Annotated in this window: 21 protein-coding genes; 10 read left to right on the forward strand and 11 right to left on the reverse strand. The window is 51.7% G+C overall.

Features of this window, described 5'->3' with window-relative positions; all coding sequences use genetic code 11:
* Positions 1 to 159: 159 nt before the first annotated feature.
* The 4 genes from D5398_RS05810 to D5398_RS05825 form a co-directional block, all read right to left on the reverse strand.
* Positions 160 to 525: a bleomycin resistance protein gene (locus D5398_RS05810; RefSeq protein ID WP_120506761.1), complete on the reverse strand. Its 366-nt coding sequence runs from the start codon at positions 523 to 525 to the stop codon at positions 160 to 162.
* A 162-nt stretch (positions 526 to 687) separates the two neighbouring features.
* The gene (gene ompC, locus D5398_RS05815) at positions 688 to 1,797 is read right to left on the reverse strand and encodes a porin OmpC (protein WP_120506762.1); all 1,110 of its coding nucleotides are present in this window, start codon (positions 1,795 to 1,797) and stop codon (positions 688 to 690) included.
* Positions 1,798 to 2,246: 449 nt separating this feature from the next.
* Entirely contained in the window at positions 2,247 to 2,534 is a 288-nt protein-coding gene (locus tag D5398_RS05820) for a hypothetical protein (protein ID WP_120506763.1), read from the reverse strand.
* Positions 2,527 to 3,048: a GNAT family N-acetyltransferase gene (locus D5398_RS05825; RefSeq protein WP_120506764.1), complete on the reverse strand. Its 522-nt coding sequence runs from the start codon at positions 3,046 to 3,048 to the stop codon at positions 2,527 to 2,529. The genes D5398_RS05820 and D5398_RS05825 overlap by 8 nt, the downstream gene beginning before the upstream one ends.
* 87 nt (positions 3,049 to 3,135) lie before the next feature.
* On the opposite strand from D5398_RS05825, the gene D5398_RS05830 reads away from it, so the two are divergent.
* Together D5398_RS05830 and ybjG are read left to right on the forward strand one after the other, a co-directional pair.
* Entirely contained in the window at positions 3,136 to 3,870 is a 735-nt protein-coding gene (locus tag D5398_RS05830) for a class I SAM-dependent methyltransferase (protein WP_120506765.1), read from the forward strand.
* Positions 3,871 to 4,165: 295 nt separating this feature from the next.
* Entirely contained in the window at positions 4,166 to 4,771 is a 606-nt protein-coding gene (gene ybjG / locus D5398_RS05835; RefSeq protein WP_120506766.1) for an undecaprenyl-diphosphate phosphatase, read from the forward strand.
* Between the two features lie 71 nt (positions 4,772 to 4,842).
* On the opposite strand, the gene D5398_RS05840 is transcribed toward ybjG, so the two are convergent.
* A complete protein-coding gene (locus D5398_RS05840) occupies positions 4,843 to 6,054 on the reverse strand; it encodes a serine hydrolase (RefSeq protein WP_120506767.1) in 1,212 nt (403 codons plus the stop codon).
* Between the two features lie 310 nt (positions 6,055 to 6,364).
* Here D5398_RS05840 and D5398_RS05845 point away from each other — a divergent pair, with 310 nt between their 5' ends.
* On the forward strand, positions 6,365 to 6,709 hold the full coding sequence (locus D5398_RS05845; RefSeq protein WP_120506768.1) for a GlpM family protein: 345 nt from the start codon (positions 6,365 to 6,367) through the stop codon (positions 6,707 to 6,709).
* Between the two features lie 101 nt (positions 6,710 to 6,810).
* Positions 6,811 to 7,503, forward strand: a complete 693-nt coding sequence (locus D5398_RS05850) for an HAD family hydrolase (protein WP_120506769.1) — start codon at positions 6,811 to 6,813, stop codon at positions 7,501 to 7,503.
* A 9-nt stretch (positions 7,504 to 7,512) separates the two neighbouring features.
* Here the strand turns inward: D5398_RS05850 and D5398_RS05855 are convergent, their stop codons facing one another.
* Positions 7,513 to 8,436, reverse strand: a complete 924-nt coding sequence (locus D5398_RS05855; RefSeq protein ID WP_120506770.1) for a LysR family transcriptional regulator — start codon at positions 8,434 to 8,436, stop codon at positions 7,513 to 7,515.
* A 281-nt stretch (positions 8,437 to 8,717) separates the two neighbouring features.
* Between D5398_RS05855 and D5398_RS05860 the strand changes: the two genes are divergently transcribed.
* The 3 genes from D5398_RS05860 (at position 8,718) to D5398_RS05870 (ending at position 12,186) form a co-directional block, all read left to right on the forward strand.
* Complete coding sequence (locus tag D5398_RS05860; protein WP_120506771.1) at positions 8,718 to 10,139, forward strand: M20 family metallopeptidase; 1,422 nt, start codon at positions 8,718 to 8,720, stop codon at positions 10,137 to 10,139.
* Positions 10,136 to 11,419, forward strand: a complete 1,284-nt coding sequence (locus tag D5398_RS05865; protein WP_120506772.1) for an MFS transporter — start codon at positions 10,136 to 10,138, stop codon at positions 11,417 to 11,419. The genes D5398_RS05860 and D5398_RS05865 overlap by 4 nt, the downstream gene beginning before the upstream one ends.
* A 146-nt stretch (positions 11,420 to 11,565) precedes the next feature.
* Positions 11,566 to 12,186: a glutathione S-transferase family protein gene (locus tag D5398_RS05870; RefSeq protein WP_120506773.1), complete on the forward strand. Its 621-nt coding sequence runs from the start codon at positions 11,566 to 11,568 to the stop codon at positions 12,184 to 12,186.
* Between the two features lie 68 nt (positions 12,187 to 12,254).
* Here the strand turns inward: D5398_RS05870 and D5398_RS05875 are convergent, their stop codons facing one another.
* Complete coding sequence (locus D5398_RS05875) at positions 12,255 to 13,406, reverse strand: PQQ-dependent sugar dehydrogenase (protein WP_120506774.1); 1,152 nt, start codon at positions 13,404 to 13,406, stop codon at positions 12,255 to 12,257.
* Between the two features lie 282 nt (positions 13,407 to 13,688).
* Here D5398_RS05875 and D5398_RS05880 point away from each other — a divergent pair, with 282 nt between their 5' ends.
* From D5398_RS05880 to yicI, 3 genes are all read left to right on the forward strand, one after another.
* Positions 13,689 to 14,762 carry a sugar ABC transporter substrate-binding protein gene (locus D5398_RS05880; protein ID WP_120506775.1) on the forward strand — a complete coding sequence of 358 codons (1,074 nt, stop codon included), beginning with the start codon at positions 13,689 to 13,691 and terminating at the stop codon, positions 14,760 to 14,762.
* A gap of 201 nt (positions 14,763 to 14,963) precedes the next feature.
* Positions 14,964 to 16,331, forward strand: a complete 1,368-nt coding sequence (locus D5398_RS05885; RefSeq protein ID WP_120506776.1) for a glycoside-pentoside-hexuronide family transporter — start codon at positions 14,964 to 14,966, stop codon at positions 16,329 to 16,331.
* A gap of 31 nt (positions 16,332 to 16,362) precedes the next feature.
* Positions 16,363 to 18,687 carry an alpha-xylosidase gene (gene yicI, locus D5398_RS05890; protein WP_120506777.1) on the forward strand — a complete coding sequence of 775 codons (2,325 nt, stop codon included), beginning with the start codon at positions 16,363 to 16,365 and terminating at the stop codon, positions 18,685 to 18,687.
* Between the two features lie 106 nt (positions 18,688 to 18,793).
* Here yicI and xylR read toward each other — a convergent pair whose 3' ends face one another.
* The 4 genes from xylR to xylF form a co-directional block, all read right to left on the reverse strand.
* Entirely contained in the window at positions 18,794 to 19,981 is a 1,188-nt protein-coding gene (gene xylR, locus D5398_RS05895) for a D-xylose utilization transcriptional activator XylR (RefSeq protein ID WP_120506778.1), read from the reverse strand.
* Positions 19,982 to 20,159: 178 nt separating this feature from the next.
* Positions 20,160 to 21,359 carry a xylose ABC transporter permease XylH gene (gene xylH / locus D5398_RS05900; RefSeq protein WP_120506779.1) on the reverse strand — a complete coding sequence of 400 codons (1,200 nt, stop codon included), beginning with the start codon at positions 21,357 to 21,359 and terminating at the stop codon, positions 20,160 to 20,162.
* Complete coding sequence (locus tag D5398_RS05905) at positions 21,352 to 22,893, reverse strand: xylose ABC transporter ATP-binding protein (protein ID WP_120506780.1); 1,542 nt, start codon at positions 22,891 to 22,893, stop codon at positions 21,352 to 21,354. The genes xylH and D5398_RS05905 overlap by 8 nt, the downstream gene beginning before the upstream one ends.
* Before the next feature lie 65 nt (positions 22,894 to 22,958).
* Positions 22,959 to 23,951 carry a D-xylose ABC transporter substrate-binding protein gene (gene xylF, locus D5398_RS05910; protein ID WP_120506781.1) on the reverse strand — a complete coding sequence of 331 codons (993 nt, stop codon included), beginning with the start codon at positions 23,949 to 23,951 and terminating at the stop codon, positions 22,959 to 22,961.
* Positions 23,952 to 24,041 lie beyond the last annotated feature (90 nt).

Here is a 24,041-nt window from a genome sequence, read left to right on the forward strand (position 1 = left end):
TGCCACATAGAACGAACTTTTAAAGTCTGCCGCAGTCTTAATTAGTGCCACTGCTTTTCTTTGAAGTCCCCAAATTTGGAGAGCCCAGCAATCCCGCCTCGTTAGGTTCAAGATTGTTGGGTTTTTTCTTTTCTGTTTTAGAACAATCTTTATCCTTCGTTACACCCTGTCATTCTCAATCACCCGAACCAGGGTCCCATCAATATCAATCATGACTCCCATTTTCATCCCTGACTGGATTTGGGGCAGATGAACGCAGGGTCGTGAATGAGGGTCCTCGCCGATACCCGCGGCCTTAAAGGCTGCAAACATGGCATCGGCGTCATCGACGCGTAAACAGCAGCTGAACCAGCTGGTCTGTGGATCGAGTTCTGTGTGCAGGAAGAATTCTAATGTAATTTCTCCACGGACCATGATCAGCCAGTCGTCATCGACATATGTCGTATGGAAGCCAAAACTGGCATAGAAATCTTGTGTCGCGCTGAAGTTTCGGGAAGGGAGATTAGGTGTGGCGAAATCGGTCATAGCGGCTCTCTTATCTCTGAGGGTGTCGTTGAACGTTCACGCCATCATGCCTGAGCCATCAAAGTGAAGAAAGGAAGAAGTTAAACGAAAATCCCCCACCTTTCGGCAGGGGATTCAGACACATGAGACGCAGGCGCCCTCAGTAAGGGCAGCGTCGGTTTATCAGAACTGATAAACCAGACCCACAGCAACAACGTCATCGGTATTGATGCCGGCGTCGCGGGTCAGACGGGTGTCGTCCATCAGGTTGATTTTGTAATCAACGTAAGTCAGCATGTTTTTGTTGAAGAAGTAAGACGCGCCAACATCAACATATTTGGTCAGGTTCTGGTTGCTGTAGCCAGGAACATTACGCGCGTGTGACTGAACATACGCAACAGACGGACGCAGACCGAAGTCGAACTGGTATTGCGCTACCGCTTCAAAGTTCTGCGCTTTATCCGCATAACCGTAAGCAGTACTGCCTGCTTTACCGAAGCGGTTCGCGTTGTAGCTCTGAGTGTACATCGCGGCCAGATAGATGTTGTTCGCATCGTATTTCAGACCACCGCTGTAAGCAGTTGCTTTGTCGCCGTTACCGATGATAGCTGGATTGTTGCGGCCATTTTGCTCATTGGTACGATCAGAAGCCATCATAGCGGCTGCTGCGCTGAAGCCTTCGCCCAGGTCATAAGACAGAGACATGCCATAGCCGTCACCGTTTTGAGCCAGTACATCGCGACCGTTGTTAGATTCGGTGGCGCTGCCGTTTTTGCCCTGATACTGAACAGCAACATCCAGGCCATCAACAATACCGAAGAAATCTTTGTTACGGTAGGTCAGCACGCCGTTTGCACGCTGGAACATGAAGTTGTCTGCACCGTAAGTATCGCCGCCGAATTCAGGCAGTACGTCAGTCCATGCCGCGACGTCATACATCACGCCATAGTTACGGCCGTAATCCAGTGAACCCCACTGACCGAATTTCAGACCCGCAAAACCGACACGGGTAAAGTTGTTATTATCAGCGCTTTCAGCGGAATTCAGGGCTGCCTGATATTCCCACTCACCGTAACCGGTCAGCTCGCTATTAATTTGGGTTTCACCGCGAAAGCCAAAACGCATATATGACTGGTCGCCGTCAGTGCTGTCGTCGCTGGAGAAATAATGTAAGCCATCGACTTTACCGAACAGATCAAGTTTGTTGCCGTCTTTATTATAAATTTCGGCAGCGCCAGCAGTGCCAGCCATCATCAGAGCAGGAATTACCAGAGAAAGCGCGCGTAATTTCATCATCAATATCCTTGATTATTTGGAAGCTATCTAAATTGCCATCCGGCAAGTTAATTATCAGCCCGCCGTGAAGTTATATTTCTTCTTAAGGCCTGGAGCTGATGGGCGTCAAAATAATCCAGGATAAGTTCCGTTGCAACCGGAAAAACTTTGAAATAGTTTTCGTTTGGCATTTGTTTAAGTTTAAAAAATCATCAATTCATAATAAAAAACATCTTTAAACCATACAGTTATAACAAGGAAACTCATCCTCGAATTAGTATTATTTTTTTAGAGTAATGCAAAGACATAATAATAATTTCATGGAGAAACCAGGGCATGAAAACATAATTTCAGGTTTCAAAACCTCCTTATGTAATGTTTTGTATACCCCAGAACATGGGGTTGTAATTTCACCACAAAAAAGCCTCCGAATTGGAGGCTGATGAATTTATTTGCATAAATATTTATTACATTATCCGTTCGAGATGCTGATCTTTACCCCCTAAACGGCCGTCGGTCTGATTCCATTCCTTTTCGTACGCCTGATAAGCAAATACAAATGCCTCATGGCCGTCTTCAAATAACTGATCCGGGCGTTTATGCCAGCCAGAATAGGCGTCGTAACGCAAAATTTCATAACCGCCTTCGACCGGATGAAAAAGGTAAGTGTAATGTTCACAATATTCCGGCGCGTAGGGAATATCTTCACCTGCTTCCAGTGTGATGAACAGTCCGCCCAGGCGTATTTTAATCATTGATATCCTTAATCATTACCCACAATTTAGTCGTCTGCGTGGCCGTTACATAGGCAGTTTCAGCCATCTGTTGCATCCCCTGCCGCTGATAAAATCCTATAGCGGGCAGATTGCTCTGCAATACATCCAGCCAGAGAACCGGTTGCCGGTGTTCTCTCGCGACGCGTTCCGCCGCCGCAAACAGTTTCGCTCCAAGCCCACGTGCGCGGCTTTCAGGCAGAAAGTACAGTTTGCATAGTTTAGCGCCAGATGCTGTCGTCACACCGGTGTCTGGCTGCACATTAAAATCGAGCCGCGCAAATCCAACTGCGCCGCCGTTTTCCTCGGCCACCAGCCATCGGCTGTCAGGGCTGTTCAGGCTGAGACGCATCACCTCATCACCAAAATCACCGGCCAGAAAAGCATCCAGCTCATCATTATTGTGCCACAAGCTACCAAAATAATGGCGATAGGTCTCGTGCCCGAGACGCTGCAATACGCTTAAATCAGCAAAAACGGCCTCACGAATCTCCATTTCATTGCTCTCTTATAAAATTATTCACTACACTGTTCAGGCCAAAATGAATTGGCAGTTAAGACTATTTTTATAGGAGTCATTCTCATGACGCAAAATATTTACGATGATCAGGCTTTCTTTGATGGTTATGCCGGGCTCGGACGCTCTCAGTTCGGTCTGGACGGCGCGCCGGAATGGCCTTCCCTGAAAGCGATGCTGCCGGACATGAACGGCGCGCATGTCGCAGATCTGGGTTGTGGTTACGGCTGGTTTTGCCGCGCGGCACGGGAAATGGGCGCGGATGAGGTTCTCGGGCTGGATATCTCGGAAAAAATGCTGGAAAAAGCCCGTTCCATGACACCGGATACGGGGATCCGCTATCAAAGACGCGACCTGGAAGCGCTGATCTTACCCGAAGCGTGTTTTGATCTTATCTACAGTTCGCTGACCCTGCATTACATCGACGCCCTGCCCGCGCTGTTCCGTACAATTTTTCAGGCGCTGAAAGCAGGGGGTCACTTCGTCTTTTCTGCTGAGCATCCGGTGTATACCGCACCTTCCGAACCGGGCTGGAAGCTCAACGGACAAGGCCATAAAGCCTGGCCGGTGGATGGTTATCAGCGTGAAGGCCAGCGCGTCACTGACTGGTTTGCAGAAGGTGTCATTAAGCAGCACCGCAAACTCGGCACCTATATCAACTTATTGATCGAAGCGGGATTCGTTATCCATCATCTGGATGAATGGGGCCCTTCTGCTGAGCAGATTGCTGCTTATCCGGATCTGGCTGAAGAAGCGGAACGGCCAATGTTGTTCCTGATGTCAGTGCAAAAACCGCGTTAACGGTTAACTGTTCGCATCCCATTTTTTGAAATCTTCTCTTTCATTTTTCACGTCAGGCATCACCGCCGGGAGGCTGGTCCTCCCGCCTGCTTAAGGCTTCCTTAAGTTCTTCTCTTTACACTCTATTTCATCGCGAAACTATACCGATGCTCAATGACTCGGGAAATTCAGACGATGCCCCCTTTACCTCAGTGACAGTGCAATTTAACGTAGCGACCGTTTATGAAGGTTTTGTTACTGATCGACCGGAATTTTTTTGAAGGCTATTTTGGCCTGTTTATTCGAGGGTAGTTTAATGGAACAGCTGAACCATCTGGTTTTTCTCTGGATTAACGCCACACCGGCCTCGCCGGAGGCGCTGATCAAATTTGCCGGATTTTTGGCAAATGACCTGATCATCATCGTCCCCCTGCTGATTGTCGGGTTATGGCTTTGGGGTCAGCGCGAGAACATCGGCCAGCAACGCGTATTGGTCAGCAAAACGGCAATTGCCCTCCTTTTTGCGATGGCGACCGCCAAATCGCTATCGCTGCTATTCCCTCATGCTCGCCCTTTTGTCGAAGGGTTCGGGCATACATTTATTCAGCACGCCCCTGACAGTTCATTCCCGAGCGACCATGGCACTGCCATCTTCACTTTCGCCCTGTCGTTCCTGTTTTGGCACCGCCTGTGGTCCGGCGCATTACTGATGGTTACCGCCGTGGGTATCGCCTGGTCACGTGTCTATCTGGGCGTTCACTGGCCCCTCGATATGGTTGGGGGATTCCTGGTGGGTATGCTGGGTTGCCTGTTCGCACAACTGGTGTGGAACCTGTTCGGTGAGCAAATTAACGCGATGATGTGCAAAGTTTACCGCTTTGGATTTGCCTTCCCGATTAAGAAAGGCTGGGTACAGAACTAAATTTTTTCACCAAAAAAAACACAAAAAAACGAGGCCACATCTGAGCCTCGTTTTTTTATTTCAGCGAAGGATCATTTGCCGAAGACACTGCTCCACAAACCACTGATCTTCATCATCACGAAGTCCCAGATACGGCCAATGAACCCGGTTTCCTTCACTTCCTGCAATGCTACCAGCGGACGCTGTTCAATGACTTTACCGTCCAGACTGAAATCTACCGTACCCACCACCTGATTTTTCGCCAGTGGCGCTTCAAGCTGCTTAGTGGTGAGATTAAAGCTGGCTTTGAGATTCTTCAGCTGGCCTTTTGGCATGGTCAGCGACGCATTTTCTGCGACACCCAGCGGTACCATTTTTTCATCCCCGAACCAGACGCGCTGGCTGGTAAACGCATCACCGGCTTTAATCGGCGTCAGCGTTTCGTAAAAACGGAAACCCCAGGTCAGCAGGCTTTCGCTTTCGCTGAAACGGATCCGGTCACTCGGCGCGCCCATCACCACGGCAATCAGCCGCATGCCGGTGGGATCACTGGCAGAAGACACCAGGTTATAACCCGCGCCTGAGGTGTAACCGGTTTTGATACCGTCAACATTCAGGTTTGAGCTCCACAGCAAACGGTTACGGTTAATCTGTTTGATGTGGTTAAAGGTGAATTCTTTCTCTTTGTGAAGCGCATATTCATCTGGCGTGTCGCGGATCAATGCCTGCGAAAGCAGCGCCATATCGGTCGCAGACGTGTACTGACCATCCGCATCAAGCCCGTGAACAGTTTTGAAATGCGTATTTTGCAGTTTTAGCTGTTCTGCGTAGCGGTTCATCAGGTTGACGAAAGAATCCTGGCTGCCTGCAACGTAATCGGCCAGTGCGATACTGGCATCGTTACCCGATTGAATAACGACGCCTTTATTGAGTTCAGACACCGGCACGCGGTCGCCGGGTTTGAGGAACATCAGAGAAGATCCGCGCAGTACTGGGTTGCCGGTTGCCCAGGCATCGTTGCCGACAGAAACCAGATCGTCAGATTTGATTTTACCGGATTTGATCGCCTGCCCGACCACGTAGCTCACCATGATTTTGCTCAGGCTGGCTGGGTCAAGACGGGCATCGGGGTTAGATTCGGTGATGATTTTCCCGCTGTTGTAATCCATTAACACCCAGGATTTGGCGTTAATCTGAGGGGCGACGGGGCCGTTATCTGCCTGAGCGGCAGGGAGCGCCAGCAGGAATATTCCACTGCCCAGCGCGTAAATGAAAGTCCGTTTGAATTGGGAAGAAATTGTCATAGGTATCAGCGCTTTTGTCCGGGTAACTGAAATTTATCTTATCTTTCAATCAGATTGTGCAACTCTGTCAGGTGTAAAACCTACTTCTTTCCGGGTCGGGAATAAACCTAAATAGTGTAAAGATCTTAAGAATAGTAGAGTTTTCCGCTGCTTGCGCAGATTCAACTGGCGATAAAAACGGCAGTCAGTGCTTGACCAATTCATTCCTGTGCGGCAGTTTGGCATATAAATATCTATAAAATATCTATAACAATAAACGGGTTATCCGCAACGGGATATCAACGTACGTGAACTGAAGGCAGAGGCATAAATGGCAGGTTTGGTCTTTAAGGCGCTGATCGGCGCGCTGGTCGTGATCCTGATCGGAATACTCTCGAAAACACGCAACTATTACATTGCCGGGCTGGTACCGTTGTTCCCCACTTTCGCCCTCATTGCCCATTACATTGTCGGCACTGAACGCAACATTGAGGCACTGCGCACGACCATCATTTTTGGCTTGTGGGCGGTGATCCCCTACATGGTGTATCTGCTTTCCTTATATTTTTTCATCGGTTCGATGAAATTGCCTTATGCGCTGATTGCCGCCGTGGCCTGCTGGTCACTGGCAGCCTGGGCACTGATAAGCCTGTGGAGCCGTCTTCACGCCGGATGAAACAGCAGATGAAGATTGTGTGGCATAAACGTTCATAAAACACTCAACTGCAAAAATTGCGCTACGCTGAATGAAGACTGTCAGATGAGGGAATCCGTGCCATGGATCTCGCAATTTTTGAGCTCGACCACACCCTGATTTGCGATGACAGCCACAACCTGTGGCTGCACTGGCTGATTTCTCAGGGTTACGTCTCTTCGGATGAACTCAGTCATTATCGTATGCACGCCCTGCCCGCGCAGTTCTCCCCGCAAGATGTCGCGAATTACAGTGATTATCTTGCCCGCGCATTTTTCCCGATGAGCGGCCTGAGCTGTCCGACGGTGGCGAACTGGGTTCAGCGGTTTATTCACCGCGATATCATGCCCCGCGTATATCCCCAGGCTCGTGAAAGGCTGGAATGGCACCGTGCGCGCGGGGATGAAATCCTGATCGTATCGGCGTGTGGCGAAAATCTGGTTAAGCCGGTGGCCAGACGTCTCGGCGCACATGCAGGTATCGGATTGCAGGCCGGAATCAGTAACCAGCGCTTCAGTGGTGCGGTTGAAGGCAATCTGATGTTTCACCAGGGTCGCCTTGATCGGTTGAAACTTTGGCTGGAAGCCCGCAAACCCCATGTTTATCAGCAAATATTTGCCTACAGCCACACGATGTACGACCAGCCTTTACTTGAATTCGCTGATGTTTCGACAGTTATCAATGCCAGCGAAGCGTTACAACATCTCGCTGCCGCGAAGGGCTGGCATTCTCAGCACTGGTCACGTTATCCCCATCTGCAACAGGCGGCCTGTTAGTTTTAAAAACTACAGACCAAAATCGCGGATAAACAACTCGCTTTCCCGCGCGATTTCATCACGAATAAAATCAATAAACTGACTGAGCGCAGGTGCACGTCTTTTCCCTGCCGGAGACTGTAGCTGCAAATAACGCTGGCTCAGTTGCTCGATGTTTACCGGCTTGACCCGCAGATTGTCGCGACGCGCTTTATACATAATCGAAAAGTGACTGCACGCTGCAATCGCGCCCGGCGTTTGCACCATAAAATCGTACAACGTCGAGAACCGGTTACAGCTCACCGTCGGTTCCAGAAAAATCCCGCTCATTCGACAGGACAAATCAAACAGCTGGCGGATGGTGCTCCCCTGTTCGTTCATCGCCAGGGGGTACGGATGCAAATCCATCATTTGCAGCTCTTTTTCCGCCAGCGGATGATCGGAGCGCATCACCATACGTACCGGGGCGGAAAACGAGGCCAGAATATCCACCCCACGTTCCGCCACCAGACTTAACTGCAGGGCCACATCCACTTCTGCGTTACGGATCATTTCTGATACCTGCGTCACGGTCCCGACATTCAGATAAAACATCACGCCAGGATTATCACGCCGGAACTGTGAAAACAGCCGCGGCAACAGATCAAACGCCAGCCCGTCAGTACTGGCCATGCGGATCACCGTGCGGCGTACCGCCTTCAGCCCCTGAATTTCCGCTATCGCATGTTCCATATCCATCATGCTTTTACGCACATGGTTTTCCAGGATCTGGCCGGCATCATTTAGCACCATCCCGCGCGCATGGCGTTCAAACAGCTGGGCGCCGATGCGTTCTTCCAGCCGCTGGATCTGACGGCTGATGGCCGAAACAGCGACAAATAATTGCTTACTCGCCGCGCTGAGTGAACCGGTATTGGCTACCGCCAGAAAATAGCGGATCTCTGAACTTTGCATGACCGTATTGCCTCATAGCTGCACAGACGAGCATTACATTAAAAGCAACGCTAAGTTGCAATTATTATTATTGTGGCAACGTTTGTGCAACGATTAGAGTGAAACTGCTAAAAAAAACAACAATAAATTCACATGCTCTTAATAATTCGAGTTGCAGGAAGGTGGCAAGCGAATGAATCCGGAACCCCTTATTTCAGTAAGTGATACCGGCGATTGAGTGAAACCCACGGACCTGCAACCTGACGTGTGACGGGCACAAACACAACAGAAGCAGGTTCCTCATGACAGCGGAAAATATCGTCGTACAAGCGCTTGCCTGGTTTGACCAGGGTGAATACAAACGAATTCTGGCACGCAGGGTGGCTATTGCGACAGAAAGCCAAAGCAATCAGCGCGACGCAGAACTGACGCGCTATCTCGATGAAGAAATTAAACCGGCACTTTCCTCGATGGGTTTTAGTTTGCTCAGCGTGGAAAATCCTCATGCCGAACACCGTCCTTTTCTGATTGCCACGCGCATTGAAGACAGCAAACTGCCAACCGTACTGAGTTATGGTCACGGCGATGTGGTATTCGGCGACGATGAAAACTGGCGTGAGGATTTATCTCCGTGGGAGCTCAAAGAAGAAGGCGACCGCTGGTACGGACGCGGCAGCGCCGACAATAAAGGCCAGCACAGCGTCAACATTGCCGCGCTGGAGCAAATTTTCAAAGCGCGCGGTGGCCGCCTCGGGTTCAATTGCAAACTGCTGTTTGAAATGGGCGAGGAAATCAGTTCGCCGGGACTGGCCGAACTTTGCCGTGATTATCACGAAGAACTGAGCGCCGATATCTTTCTGGCCTCCGACGGTCCGCGTCTGAGCGCAGAGCGCCCGACTTTATTCCTCGGCTCACGGGGCGCGGTAAATTTCCGTCTGACGATCAACGCGCGCGATAACGCCTACCACTCCGGAAACTGGGGCGGTCTGCTGACCAATCCGGGTACGCAACTGGCGAATGCGCTGGCGTGTCTGGTGAATCAGCACGGTCAGTTACAGGTTACGGAGCTCAAACCGCCTGCGGTCAGCGACGCTATCCGTGAAATTCTCAGTGATGTCGATGTCGGCGGCGGTGCGAACGATCCGCAGATCGACCCGAAATGGGGTGAAGCGGGCCTGACACCCACCGAACGTTTGTACGCGTCGAATACGCTGGAACTGTTGTCGTTCCTGACCGGCAATCCGCAGCGTCCGATGAATGCTATTCCCGGCCAGGCGACGGCGGTTTGTCAACTGCGGTTTGTGGTCGGCACCGACTGGAAGAATCTGGCGCAGCACGTCCGCGCACATCTGAATGCTCACGGCTTTGAGCAGGTGGACGTTGAATTTGTACGCGGCTCACCGGCCACCCGTTTTGATCCCACCGACCCGCTGGTTGGCTGGGCGCTGGATATCATGCAGCGCACTACCGGTAAAAAACCGGCGCTGCTGCCTAATCTGGGCGGTTCGCTGCCCAATGATGTCTTTGCAGACATTCTCGGTTTACCGACACTTTGGGTGCCGCACTCTTATCCAGCCTGCGGCCAGCATGGCGTCAACGAGCATATGCTGATCTCTGTTGCCCGCGAAGGGCTGGCTATCATGACCCATCTTTTATGGGATCTCGGTGAACGCGGAACCAGCCTGCTGAGACAGCATCTTGCCCACGCCGGAGGTGCTCAATGAGCCAGTTAAGCGCTACATCGCAACACGCAGGCACCACGGCAGAAAAGCCCAGCCTGATGAAAACATTATTCGCGACCTGTATCGGCAACGCACTGGAATGGTTTGATATCGCGATTTACGGTTTTTTCGCCAATTATATCGCCCACGCTTATTTCCCGACGGCCGACCCAAAAGTTTCCATGCTGCTGACATTTGGCAGCTTTGGCGTGTCATTTTTGATCCGGCCGCTTGGCGCCATCGTTCTGGGAGCTTACGCCGACAAACACGGACGCAAAGCCTCCTTGCTGATGTCCATCAGCCTGATGATGGGAGGCGGGTTGATTATCGTCCTCACACCTTCTTACGCCAGTATCGGCATGGCGGCTCCCCTGCTGATACTGGTCGCAAGGCTGATTCAGGGATTTTCCGCAGGCGGGGAATTCGGCAGTTCGACAGCGTTTCTGGTCGAGCATTTTCCGGAGCGAAAGGCGTTTATCGCCAGCTGGCAATTCGCCACGCAGGGTGCCAGTACACTGCTGGCCTCGGCTTTCGGACTGGGATTATCCGCCGCTCTGACCGAAACGCAGTTGCAAAACTGGGGATGGCGTATCCCGTTTATTTTCGGTCTGATGATTGGCCCGGTCGGGTTATATATCCGGCGCCATATCAAAGAGTCACAAAGCTTTATTAAAGCGAAAAAAACGCCCTCTCCGCTGAAAGAAATCGTGCGTTCGCAAAAAGGTCTGTTCTTTACCGCTATCGGTCTGATGGTGGTGTCCACCGCCATTAACTACATGCTGAACTATGTGCCGACTTATGCAACCAAAACGCTGCATCTGCATGCTTCCGCCGGATTCAGTGCCACGCTGGCAGCCGGAATAATTCTGACGGTAGTGACGCCCCTTATGGGACTTTGGGCGGAGAAAATTGGCCGACTGCCACTGATGTGGGGATCACTTATCCTGATGCTGGTGACCATTTATCCAGCGTTCTGGCTGATGCTGCAATACACCTCGGCGATGTCATTACTGCTGCTGATAAGCTGGCTGGCGCTGCTGAAATCAGTGTATTTCTCCACGGTACCTTCGATGATGGCGGACTTATTCCCGATAACCACCCGTGCCAGCGGCATGGCGATCAGCTACAACGTTGCCGTGACCGTTTTCGGTGGCTTCGCGCCTTTAATCTGTACGCTGTTGATTTCTGCCACCGGCAGCAGTCTGGCACCGGGTTATTATCTGATGATCGTCGCCCTGCTCAGCGTCTGGGCTGTGTTTAAAGCGCAAAAAAATCATCGCTGATTTCTCCTGTGAAACGCTCTGCGACAGGGTTTCCTGTTGCTGAGTGTTACTTTTTTCACTTCGCTTAATCACTGGCTGTGGCCTATAGTCTTAGCCAGTAATCTTTACACTTTCTGTTTTCCGCTATTCAAAACAAGGAGTTCCGGATGCTCACCCTATGGGGCCGCGAAAATTCAAGCAACGTCAAAAAAGTGCTGTGGCTGCTTGATGAACTGAATCTGACCTTTCAGCACATCAATGCCGGTGGCGTGTATGGCAAAAACCATGAACCGCTCTATCTGTCGCTGAACCCGAACGGGCTGGTGCCTTGTTTGCAGGACGACGATTTCGTACTGTGGGAATCCAATGCCATTCTGCGTTATCTGGCTGAACGGTCCGGTGAAGAAGCCTTCTGGCCGGACAGTTTGCAACAACGTGCGGCGGCAGATAAATGGCTGGACTGGTGCAGTAACTCGCTGACCGTGCCGTTCCGGCAGGTGTTTCTGACGCTGGTGCGCACCCCCGAAGCAGAACGCGATATGTCGGTGGTTGCAGCGGGTATGGCGGCATTTGAAAAATACTGGGCGATTGCCGACGCCGTGCTGGCGAAGCAAAAATGGTTCTCCGGCGAGCAGTTCGGTATCGGTGACATTCCGGTCGCCTGCTATGCCGACACCTGGTTCCGTCTGGATATTGAGCGTCAGTCGCATCCGAATCTTGAACGCTGGTATCAGCAACTTCAGAAGCGCCCGGCATTCTGTAAACGCGTGATGCTACCCCTGAGCTGACCGGTCTTCACGTCGGTTTATCCTGCAAAAGGCGGCCATTTCTGACCGCCTTTTTTCATTCATTAACCTCAGCTTTGCGGCGAAATCTTCAGCAGTTTCCCGTCACTCTCATCCGTCAGAACATAGACAAACCCGTCGCCGCCCACCTGCACCTCACGAATGCGTTCTTTGCGATCGCCGAGCAGTCGTTCCTCATGGGTAACTTTATCGCCGTCGAGCGTCAGGCGGATCAGGGATTTCCCCGCCAGCGCGCCAACAAACAGCGAGTTTTTCCATTGCAGGAATTTCTGCGCGTTATAGAACGCCATTCCGCTGAGCGCCGGTGAAATCTCCCAGTAGTAAATCGGATCTTCCGCCCCTGCCAGCGTCGTCCCTTTCGCCTCAGGGATCGGCTGACCGGAATAGTTGATACCAAACGTCGCCAGCGGCCAGCCGTAGTTTTTCCCGGCCTGCGGCAAATTCACTTCATCACCACCGCGCGGCCCGTGCTCGGTTTCCCACAACGCGCCGCTCCACGGATTGATGGCCAGACCCTGCGGATTGCGGTTGCCGTAAGTCCAGATTTGCGGTTTAGCATTCCTGTCATGCACAAACGGATTGTCCTTCGGCACACCGCCTTCCGGCGTCAGGCGCAAAATCTTGCCCTGTAACTGATTCAGATGCTGAGCGTTGAGGCGCTGGTTATTATCGCCGGTGGACAGAAAAATATTGCCCTTCTCATCAAATGCCATACGACCGCCAAGATTGATACCGCTTTGCAAGGCCGGTTGCTGACTAAAGACCACTTTAAAATTGCTCAGGGTTTTATTATCGGCTGACAAAGTGCCATACCCGAGCGCTGCGTGCGGCTCGCCCTTTTCACCCGGATGCGCGAAGGTCAGATACACCCGACGATTGCTGGCAAAATCCGGCGATAAACGCACATCCCACAAACCGGCCTGTCCGCTAGCCCAGACGCGTGGCACGCCTTTCAGTGGCGCAGACAGCCCGCCGTCCGGTTTCCACAAACGCAAATGGCCGCTGCGTTCGGTGATAAGCGCCCCCTGATTATCCGGCAAAAAGGCCAGCGACCAGGGATGATTCAATCCTTTCGCCAGTTCCGTGACTTTTGCGCCAGCTGAGGGTGGCGGTACCGGTGATTTCGATGCAGCAGCGGCCTGGCTGGTCATGAGAGCAAGGGTAAAAACAGGCAATAATGTGTCGCGGAAAGAAAAGGACATAAGGCTTCTCCCGGAGGCATTGTTGAGAGCGAAATTCAGAGATGAAATTTCAGTTTAGGCCATGTGACTGATTTTGGAGCGTAGCGGCTGGTCGGCTATAACCTACTGGAATAACGGCTGGCCGAAATATAATAACAACAAAGCATTCCCTCTTTCTTAACATGCCGGTAGACTGCTTTCACAGAATAGACGTCTGGACAGACAGACTTCTGTACATCCTCAATTAAAAATTACACCAGAAAAAACCGCGCCCGTGGGGCCTTTAGTCATGAGAAAAATATAATGAGAAAAATATCTGCATCCCTGCTGGCACTGAGCCTGTTTTCTGCCTTACCTGCCTTCGCTGCCGATGGCACGCCCGCACCGGTTCCGGCGGCAATTGCCCAGCACAATGGCCTGGTTCGCATTGCTATCGTGCGCAATCTCGGTTCTGACGATAACACCACCCAGTTTCTGTCCGGTGCGATCAAACAAGGTCGTGCGCTCGGTTTTAAAGTCGATACCTTCCTGAGCAACGGCGATGACGCCAAATTCCAGGATTTCGTTAATCAGGCCATCAGCCAGAAATACGACGGTATTATCCTTTCGCAGGGTCGCGGGCCTTACTCTGAAGCGCTGGTCAAACGTATCGCCGCTGCCGGTATTGCGGTTTCTGCTTTTGATACGGAAGTGCCGGAAGATATTCCGGGCGTCACCGTGACCCGTCAGGACGATGCTTCACTGGCAAAAGCTTCCGTCGGTCAGCTGGTGAAAGATTTCAACGGTAAAGCCAATATCGTCAAACTGTGGGTGGCCGGTTTCCCGCCAATGGAACGCCGTCAGAAAACCTACGAAGCCATCCTGAAAGAGAATCCGGGCATTCATCAGCTGGAATCCATCGGCGCGGTGTCTTCTGACGTTCAGGGCGATACGGCGAACAAAGTCGGTGCAATTCTGGCGAAATATCCGAAAGGTCAGATTGATGCGATTTGGGGCGCATGGGATGCGTTCAGCCAGGGCGCATATAAAGCGCTGAAAGAGAATGGCCGGACTGAAATCAAACTCTACAGCATTGATGTGTCGAATCAGGATCTTCAGCTGATGCGCGAGAAAGGCAGCCCGTGGCAGATGACCGCCGCTGTCGATACTCAGCTAATTGGGGCAGTAAACCTGCGTATTGTGGCGCTGAAAATTGCCGGTGAGAAAACCCCAGCTACTTACGAATTCCCGGCACAAACCATTGCGCAATCCCTGCTGCTCAGCCAGCCGGAAGGGGTCAACGTGACCGGCCTGAGTAAAATCATTCCGGGCTGGGGAAAATCTGAAGATTTCACCGCGCCGTGGTTTGCTACGCTGGAAGCCAAATACAAAAAGTAATCGTCTCAGGCCTCCCGGCAACGGGAGGTTTTTCATCAGCCGTTCATCACTGCCCCCTTTTCTTCCGCTCAACTTTTCCCCGTTTGCCTCGCGCGATCACAGAAATAAAGAAACATAATTTCAGAAACAAAAATCTCAATAGCCTCAACGCCTTGTAAACGTTAAAACCGTACTCTCCCTTTTCATACGGACATTGAAGCAATGAGTACTGAAATCCTTTCGGTCAAGGAAAAGATTGGATATGGATTAGGCGATGCGGCCAGTCATATAATTTTCGATAACGTCATGCTTTACATGATGTTCTTTTATACCGATATCTTCGGCATTCCGGCGGGATATGTCGGCACCATGTTCCTGCTCGCCCGCGCGCTGGACGCAATTTCTGATCCCTGCATGGGATTACTGGCCGACCGCACGCGCACCCGCTGGGGGAAATTCCGTCCTTACGTTCTGTTCGGTGCCATTCCATTCGGTATCGTCTGCGTATTCACTTACACCACGCCTGAACTCAGCATGACCGGCAAAATGATTTACGCCGCTATCACCTATACGCTGCTCACGCTGATGTACACCGTTGTGAACATCCCGTATTGCGCGCTGGGTGGCGTGATCACGTCCAACCCGACACAGCGTATTTCATTACAATCGTACCGCTTCGTGCTGGCGACGGCTGGCGGGATGCTCAGTACAGTGCTGATGATGCCGCTGGTGAACTATATCGGTGGTGAAGATAAAGCACTCGGTTATCAGGGCGGGATCGCGGTACTGGCGATTGTCGCCGCCGTCATGCTGGCGATTTGTTTTGCGACCACCAAAGAGCGTGTCGATCCCGGCAAACCGACCGGCACCATGCGCGAAGATTTGCGTGATATCTGGCACAACGACCAGTGGCGCATTGTCGGCCTGCTGACCATCCTCAATATTATGGCAGTCGCGGTTCGCGGCGGCGCCATGATGTATTACGTCACCTACATCCTCGGTAATCCGGTGCTGTTCGCCTGGTTCCTCGGCGTGTATTCCGTCGGCAACTTGTTCGGCAGTGCGCTGGCTAAACCGCTCACCGACTGGAAATGTAAAGTCAGCGTGTTCTGGTGGACTAACGCCATTCTGGCCGTGCTGAGCCTCGGCATGTTCTTCCTGCCGGTGAACGGCAGCGTGCTGATGTTTATCTTTATCTTCGTCATCGGTGTTCTGCACCAGCTCGTCACCCCGATTCAGTGGGTGATGATGTCCGACACCGTCGATTACGGCGAATGGAATGACGGCAAGCGGCTGACGGGTATCAGTTTCGCCGGCACCCTGTTTGTGCTGAAACTCGGTCTGGCACTGGCTGGCGCGATGATCGGCTGGATGCTGGCAGGTTCCGGTTATCAGTCCGGAGCCGCCACTCAAAATGCCGCCACCATGACCAGCATTGTCGCGTTATTCACCCTGGTTCCGGCGGCCTGCTATCTGCTGAGCGCCATCATCTGCAAACGCTATTATATTCTGCGCAGCCCGCTGCTGCGCCGCATTCTCGATGAAGTCTCGCAGGGTATCCGCCGCAATCAGCAAGAATTTATGAAATGAATTGATTGAAGGGTTAAAGGAGGAATTAATTATGAAAATCAGTGACGGTAACTGGTTGATCCAAGAAGGACTGGTGCTCACACACCCGTTGCAGGTGTTTGAGGTACAACGCTCAGGCAATGAAATGGTGATTTACGCCGCGCCGAAAGATGCGTCCGAACGCGCCAGCCAGCTGGATTCACCGCTGTTTACGCTGCGGTTTTTCTCGCCGCAAACCGGTGTTATTGGCGTACGTATTACTCACTTTGACGGCGAAACCGACAAAGGCCCGCACTATCCACTGCTGCAATCTGACACAGGGGAATTACGGTTTGAAGATAACGAGGAATTCGCGGCTTTGCACAGCGGCGACCTCTGCGTGCGCGTCACCAAGGGTAACAACTGGACGCTGGATTTCCTGCGCAACGGACGCCGGATAACCGGCAGCGTGGCTAAGTCTAACGGCTATGTGCAGGACGCAAACTCGCAGAAAACCTACATGATGGAACGCCTGGATCTGGGCGTCGGCGAAACTGTGTACGGTCTCGGTGAGCGTTTCACCGCACTGGTTAAAAATGGCCAGACGGTGGAAACCTGGAACCGCGACGGCGGCACCAGCACTGAGCAGTCCTACAAAAACATTCCGTTTTATCTGACCAACCGCGGCTACGGCGTGCTGGTGAATCATCCTGAATGCGTGTCTTTTGAAGTCGGTTCGGAAAAAGTCTCTAAAGTTCAGTTCAGCGTGGAAGGCGAATATCTGGAATATTTCGTCATTGATGGCCCGACGCCGAAAAAAGTGCTCGACCGTTATACCCGTCTGACCGGCCGCCCTGCACTGCCTCCAGCCTGGTCGTTTGGCCTGTGGCTGACCACCTCGTTCACCACTAATTACGATGAAGCCACGGTGAACAGTTTTATCGATGGCATGGCAGAACGTCAGTTGCCGTTACACGTCTTCCACTTCGACTGTTTCTGGATGAAAGCCTTCCAGTGGTGCGATTTCGAGTGGGATCCGCAAACCTTCCCGGATCCGCAGGGCATGTTGCAGCGTCTGAAAGCGCGTGGTCTGAAAATCTGCGTGTGGATCAACCCGTACATTGGTCAGAAATCTCCGCTGTTCCACGAAGGCAAAGAAAAGGGCTATCTGCTTAAACGTCCGGACGGTCGCGTGTGGCAGTGGGACAAATGGCAGGCCGGAATGGGTATTGTCGATTTCACCAATCCACAGGCCTGCGAATGGTATGCCGGGCATCTGAAACGTCTTGTCGATATGGGCGTGGACTGTTTCAAAACCGACTTCGGTGAGCGTATTCCGACAGACGTGGTCTGGCATGACGGGTGTGACCCGCAGAAAATGCACAACCATTACGCGTTCGTTTACAACAAACTGGTCTACGAAACATTGCAGGATAAACTCGGTGCATCTGAAGCCGTACTGTTTGCCCGCTCCGCTTCGGTGGGTGCCCAGCAATTTCCGGTTCACTGGGGCGGTGACTGCTACGCAACGTACGAATCCATGGCGGAGAGTCTGCGCGGCGGTTTATCCATCGGATTATCTGGTTTTGGATTCTGGAGCCACGATATCGGCGGGTTCGAAAATACCGCTCCGGCGCATATCTACAAACGCTGGTGTGCGTTCGGCCTGCTCTCAAGCCACAGCCGGCTGCATGGCAGCAAATCCTATCGTGTACCCTGGGTTTATGATGATGAAGCGTGCGATGTAGTACGTGAGTTCACGCAGCTTAAATGCCGCCTGATGCCGTATCTGTATCCTGCTTCAGCACAGGCAGCCAGCCACGGAACACCGGTCATGCGCGCCATGATGCTGGAATTCCCTGAAGATCCGGCCTGTGATTACCTCGACCGCCAGTATATGTTGGGGGATGATTTGCTGGTTGCGCCGGTCTTCAGCGAAGAAGGCGACGTCGATTTCTATCTGCCGCAAGGCCGCTGGACGCATCTTCTGAACAACGAAGTTGCACAAGGTTCACGCTGGCACCGTCAGCAGCACGGCTTTGACAGCCTGCCGCTGTATGTTCGCCCTAACACATTGCTGGCTTTGGGCAGTAATAATCAGAAGCCGGATTACGATTACAGCCAGCAAACCGAATTCCATCTGTTTGAGCTGGAAGAAGGCGCGGTAGCAGAAAGCGCGATAACAGATCTGAACGGCAAAGCAGTGTTCACCCTGAAAGCCGAGCGGCTGGATGGCGTGATTACCGTGACCCATGAAGGTCAAGCCTCAGGCTGGACACTATGTCTGCGTAACCTGAGTGATGTGCGTGAAATCAGCGGAGCACGTCAGCAAACTGGTTCACAGGGATTGGTTCTGACACCGTCTGAAGGAGCAAAATCACTGGTAATTACGCTGTAAAAGACAAACTGCCTACAATAAAATCAATGCCCCGCTCAGTGATGAACGGGGCATTTTTTAACACATCGATTATACCGATCGCTTCAGTCGCGCGTCTGATGGCAGATCATGCATCCTGATAAACGCTTTCGCCGTGAATACTCCGGTACTCTTTCGGCGTCATTTCGTAGCCTTTCTTGAATACCGAATAGAAATATTGCAGCGAGGGATAGCCGCACATTTGCGAAATCTCATTGATAGAAATCGACGTTGCCGCCAGCAGATTACGCGCCCGGTCGAGTTTCTCCTCATGGATCACGCCGTGGATCGTCTGCCCGGTTTCGTCCTTAAAGCGTTTTTCCAGATTCGAGCGTGACATCCCGATGGCATCGAGAACCTGCTCCACCTTAATCCCTTTGCAGGCATGATAACGGATGTAATGCATGGCCTGGATAACCGCCGGATCGCGCAAGGAACGGAAATCCGTTGAACGGCGTTCAACCACTTTCACCGGTGGCACCAGAATTCGCTGTAACGGCAAATCACGCTGATCCAGCAGCTGATGTAAGAGTTTTGCCGCGCGATATCCCATCTGGCGCGTGCCCTGCACAACAGAAGACAGTGCCACACGCGACAAATACCGCGTCAGTTCTTCGTTATCGATACCGATTACGCTGAGCTTTTCCGGCACCGGAATATTCAGATGCTCGCAAACCTGCAACAGATGCCGCGCACGCGAATCGGTCACCGCGATAATCCCGGTTTGCTGCGGCAATGTTTGTATCCAGTCCGCCAGCCGGTTTTGGGCGTGCTGCCAGTTTTCCGGCGCGGTTTCCATTCCCTGATAAACCACGCCCTGATATTGCTCGGCTGAAACCAGTTTTCTGAAGGCATGTTCGCGTTCCTGCGCCCAGCGTTTTCCGCCTGCATCAGGTAAACCATAAAATGCGAAGCGATTGATACCCTTCTCTTTCAGGTGCATAAAGGCCGCTTCCACCAGCGCGTAGTTGTCGGTGGCAATGTAATGCACCGGCGGATAATCTTCTTCCTGATGATAAGACCCACCGACCCCAACTATCGGAACATTAAGATCCTTTAGCAACGTCACGATTTCCCGATCGTCAAAATCGGCAATGACACCGTCGCCGAGCCAGTCTTTGATATTGTCTATACGGCAGCGGAAGTCTTCTTCAATGAAGATATCCCAGTCGCTTTGTGAGGCCTGCAAATACTCACCCACGCCTTCTACTACCTGACGGTCGTAGACTTTGTTAGCGTTAAATAACAGAGTGATGCGATAACGTTTTTCAAACATGCCTGTCTCTCACCAGTTTCTAATAGACTGAGCCTCATTCATTGCGCTAACTGAATGAGGCTGATTGCGTTGGTCAATAGCACAGCGCAATGGCTAAGGTTGATTTGGCATAGTGATTTTGTGAGGTTCCTCAGATTTTCCTGCGTTACCACTTAAAATCACCGCCACAGCAGCGGATCTATGCGCGCCTTTTGGTGGCCGAATCCATCCAGACCGCCAGCAGCAGAATCGCGCCTTTAACGATGTACTGCCAGAATGTCGGCACGTCCAGCATACTCATGCCGTTATCCAGAGATGCCATAATGAAAGCCCCCATCACGGCACCCGCAACACTCCCGACGCCACCCGCCAGACTGGTACCGCCAATCACACAGGCAGCAATAGCATCCAGCTCGGCGATATTACCCGCCGATGGCGAACCCGCACCCAGACGTGAACTGAGTATCAGCCCGGCGATGGCCACCATCAGGCCGTTAATCGCAAATACCGCCATTTTACTGCGCTCAACGTTAACCCCGGATAACCGCGCCGCTTCGATGTTGCCACCAATGGCATAAATACGACGGCCGAACGCAGTACGGGATGCCATAAACATACCACCCAGCATCAGCGCGACCAAAATCAGCACCGGCGTAGGGACGCCGCGATAATCGTTAAGCAGATATATTGCGCCAAGTGCGATAATGGCCGTGAGCGCCTGACGGGTGACATCATTTTTGGCCGCGATCACCGGCAGCCCGAGAGCCGCACGCTGTTTGCGCCTACGCCACTGCCAGCCGATAAATAACGCCAGTGCAATAGCACCGATACTAAAGCCTAAGGTATCCGGCAGGTAACCTTGTCCAATCAGCGACATCGCAGGTGTTATCGGTGATACCGTGGTGCCGCTGGTAATGCCAATCAGAATGCCCCGAAACGCCAGCATCCCGGCCAGAGTGACGATGAATGACGGCACCTTACGATAAGCCACCCACCAGCCGTTCCAGGCACCCAGCAACAATCCGAGCGCCAGCGTTACCACAATGGTGAGCGGCAGCGGCCAGCCAAGCCAGACGTCAAAAATCGCGGCCACGCCGCCGAGCAACCCCATCATAGAACCGACAGACAAGTCGATTTCAGCAGAGATAATCACGAACACCATGCCGACGGCGAGAATGCCGGTAATCGCGGTTTGTCGAAGAAGGTTAGAAATGTTGCGTGCACTGATATACGCGCCATCTGTGGTCACGCTGAAAAACACGATAATCACCGCAATGGCCGCCAGCATGACAAAAACCTGAAGGTTGATACTTTTTAGCTTACTGGCCGACAACATGGCCTCTGAGCCGCTTTCATGAACGGCGGTGGAAGGGCTTCCTGGCTGGGGGAATTTAGACATAAGTTTCACTCCTCAATGCGGCTTCCATGACCTGTTCCTGACTTAAATTGTTATTGTCCAGACAGGCTTTCACCTGCCCAAGATGCATCACCACAACGCGGTCACTCAGCCCGAGCACTTCGGGTAACTCTGATGAGATAACGATAATTGCCATTCCCTGGGCCGCGAGCTGGCCAATGAGTTTGTAGATTTCATGTTTTGCCCCCACATCGATTCCGCGCGTGGGTTCATCAAGAATTAAGATTTTGGGTTTAAGAAGCAGACAGCGCGCCAGAATCGCTTTTTGCTGATTCCCGCCGCTGAGCCTTCCGATTGCCAGTTCGGGAGATGGGGTTTTAATTTTAAGTTGTTTCACCGACTCGCTGATGGTGTGCTGTTCCTGCGCTTCCCGCAGAACACCGCCACCGCTGAACTGACTTAACGCTGCCAGTGTGATATTGCTGCCGACCGCCATCACCGGCACGATACCGTCACGCTTACGGTCTTCCGGCACCATCGCCAGCCCGCGCCGCATGGCGTCACGACAATCGGTAATCTTTACTTTCTGACCTTCCAGCCAGACATCTCCTGACCATCGCCCCGGATAGACTCCGAACAGACACTCCATCATTTCTGTTCTGCCTGCACCGACCAGTCCCGCCACGCCCAAAACCTCTCCCTGACGCAACGTAAAACCGGCGTTATCCACTCGTTTGATATGACGGTTAACCGGATGCCATGCCGTGAGGTTTTCAATGCGCAAAATTTCTTTGCCAATCTGCCGTTCACGCGGCGGAAACAGCTCAGTGAGCTCACGCCCCACCATCATGGCGATGATTTCTTTTTCCGTCGTTCCTTCGGCATTGCAGGTGGCAATATGGCGACCGTCACGAATGACACAGAGCTTGTCGGAGATGGCTTTTACTTCGTTGAGTTTGTGTGAAATGTAAATGCAGGCGATATCGTGATGGCGCAAATCACGGATGATATCGAGCAAAATCGCGGTTTCACTCTCAGTCAGAGACGCAGTGGGTTCATCCAGAACCAGCAAACGCACCTGCTTGTTAAGGGCTTTGGCAATTTCAACCAGTTGCCGCTGCCCTAATCCCAGCTCGCCCACCAGCGTATGCGGGTCGATATCCAGTTTGACCTGTGCCAGCATACGCTGACAACGCAGATACATTTTATCGGTATCAAGCATGCCCAAGCTGCCCCACTCGTTACCCAGAAACATGTTCTCCAGTACGCTCAATTGTTTCACCAGCGCCAGTTCCTGATGAATTATCGCGATCCCTTTTTGTTCGGTTTCACGAATTCCTTTTGCAGTAAGCCTTTCACCTGAGAAATAAATTTCCCCGTCAAACGTTCCATGCGGATATATTGCGCACAACACCTTCATTAATGTTGACTTTCCGGATCCGTTCTCCCCGCACAGAGATAACACTTCGCCCGCAGCGAGTGTCAGACTAATATTATCAACCGCTTTTACCGCACCAAATTTCTTGGTGATATTTCGCATATCCAGCAGGGGTAATTTTTCATATTGTTCTGGCATGTTTACCTCCAGCAAAAACAACACCCCGACAGGAAGTGTTGTTTTTGTAGAAAAATATTGAAAAATTAGAGATCTGATTTCTTATGGAAACCGTCAGCCACGACTGTGCTATCAATATTATTTTTATCCACCTGGATCGGTGTTAATAAATAAGAAGGCACGTCTTTTTTGCCATTATTTAATGTTGCGTTAGATTTTGGTGTTTCACCTTTGCCTAACTGCACAGCGATTTCAGCGGCATCATTAGCCAGTTTGGTGATCGGTTTGTAGACCGTCATGGTCTGCGTGCCCGCTTCAATGCGTTTGATCGCCGCGAGATCGGCATCCTGACCCGAGATCGCTACTTTCCCCGCCAGCCCCTGTGCGGATAACGCCTGTACAGCGCCACCGGCAGTCGCATCGTTGGAGGCCACCACGGCGTCGATTTTGTTGTTATTGGCGGTGAGCGCATTTTCCATGATTTTCAGGGCATTTTCAGGCAACCAGCCGTCAGCCCATTGATCACCGACCACTTTTATCTTGCCGTCTTTAATTAACGGATTAAGCACTTTCATCTGACCGGCACGGAAGAGCTTGGCGTTGTTATCCACCGGCGAGCCGCCCATCAGGAAATAATTACCCTCTGGTACGCGTTCAACAAGGCTTTGCGCCTGAAGTTCGCCCACCTTTTCATTATCAAAAGAGATATAAAAATCAATGTCGGCATTGTTAATCATGCGGTCATACGCCAGCACTTTAATACCTTCCTGTTTGGCTTCAGCAATAACGTTACTCAGCACTTGACCGTTATAGGGAATGATCACCAAAACATCGACGCCCCGATTGATCATATTTTCAATCTGCGCCATCTGTGTTTCTTCATTACCGTTAGCAGACTGAACAAAAACATCTGCGCCAAGAGTTTTGGCTTTAGCCACAAAAATATCACGATCTTTTTGCCAGCGTTCTAAACGTAAGTCATCAATAGCCATACCAATTTTAATTTCTTTCGCCAACCCGGACTGGCTAAAAAGCACTAATGCGGCACAGGCAGAAAGAATTATTTTTTTCATTTTCATCATGTCAGACCTTTTATAAGAATAAGAAGAGGCAGATACAGAAGAGTTTGTACAGCAATGACAGAGGGATTGTTGACGCTGGGTAATTAA

This window comes from Rahnella bruchi, assembly GCF_003614975.1.
GTDB lineage: Bacteria > Pseudomonadota > Gammaproteobacteria > Enterobacterales > Enterobacteriaceae > Rahnella > Rahnella bruchi.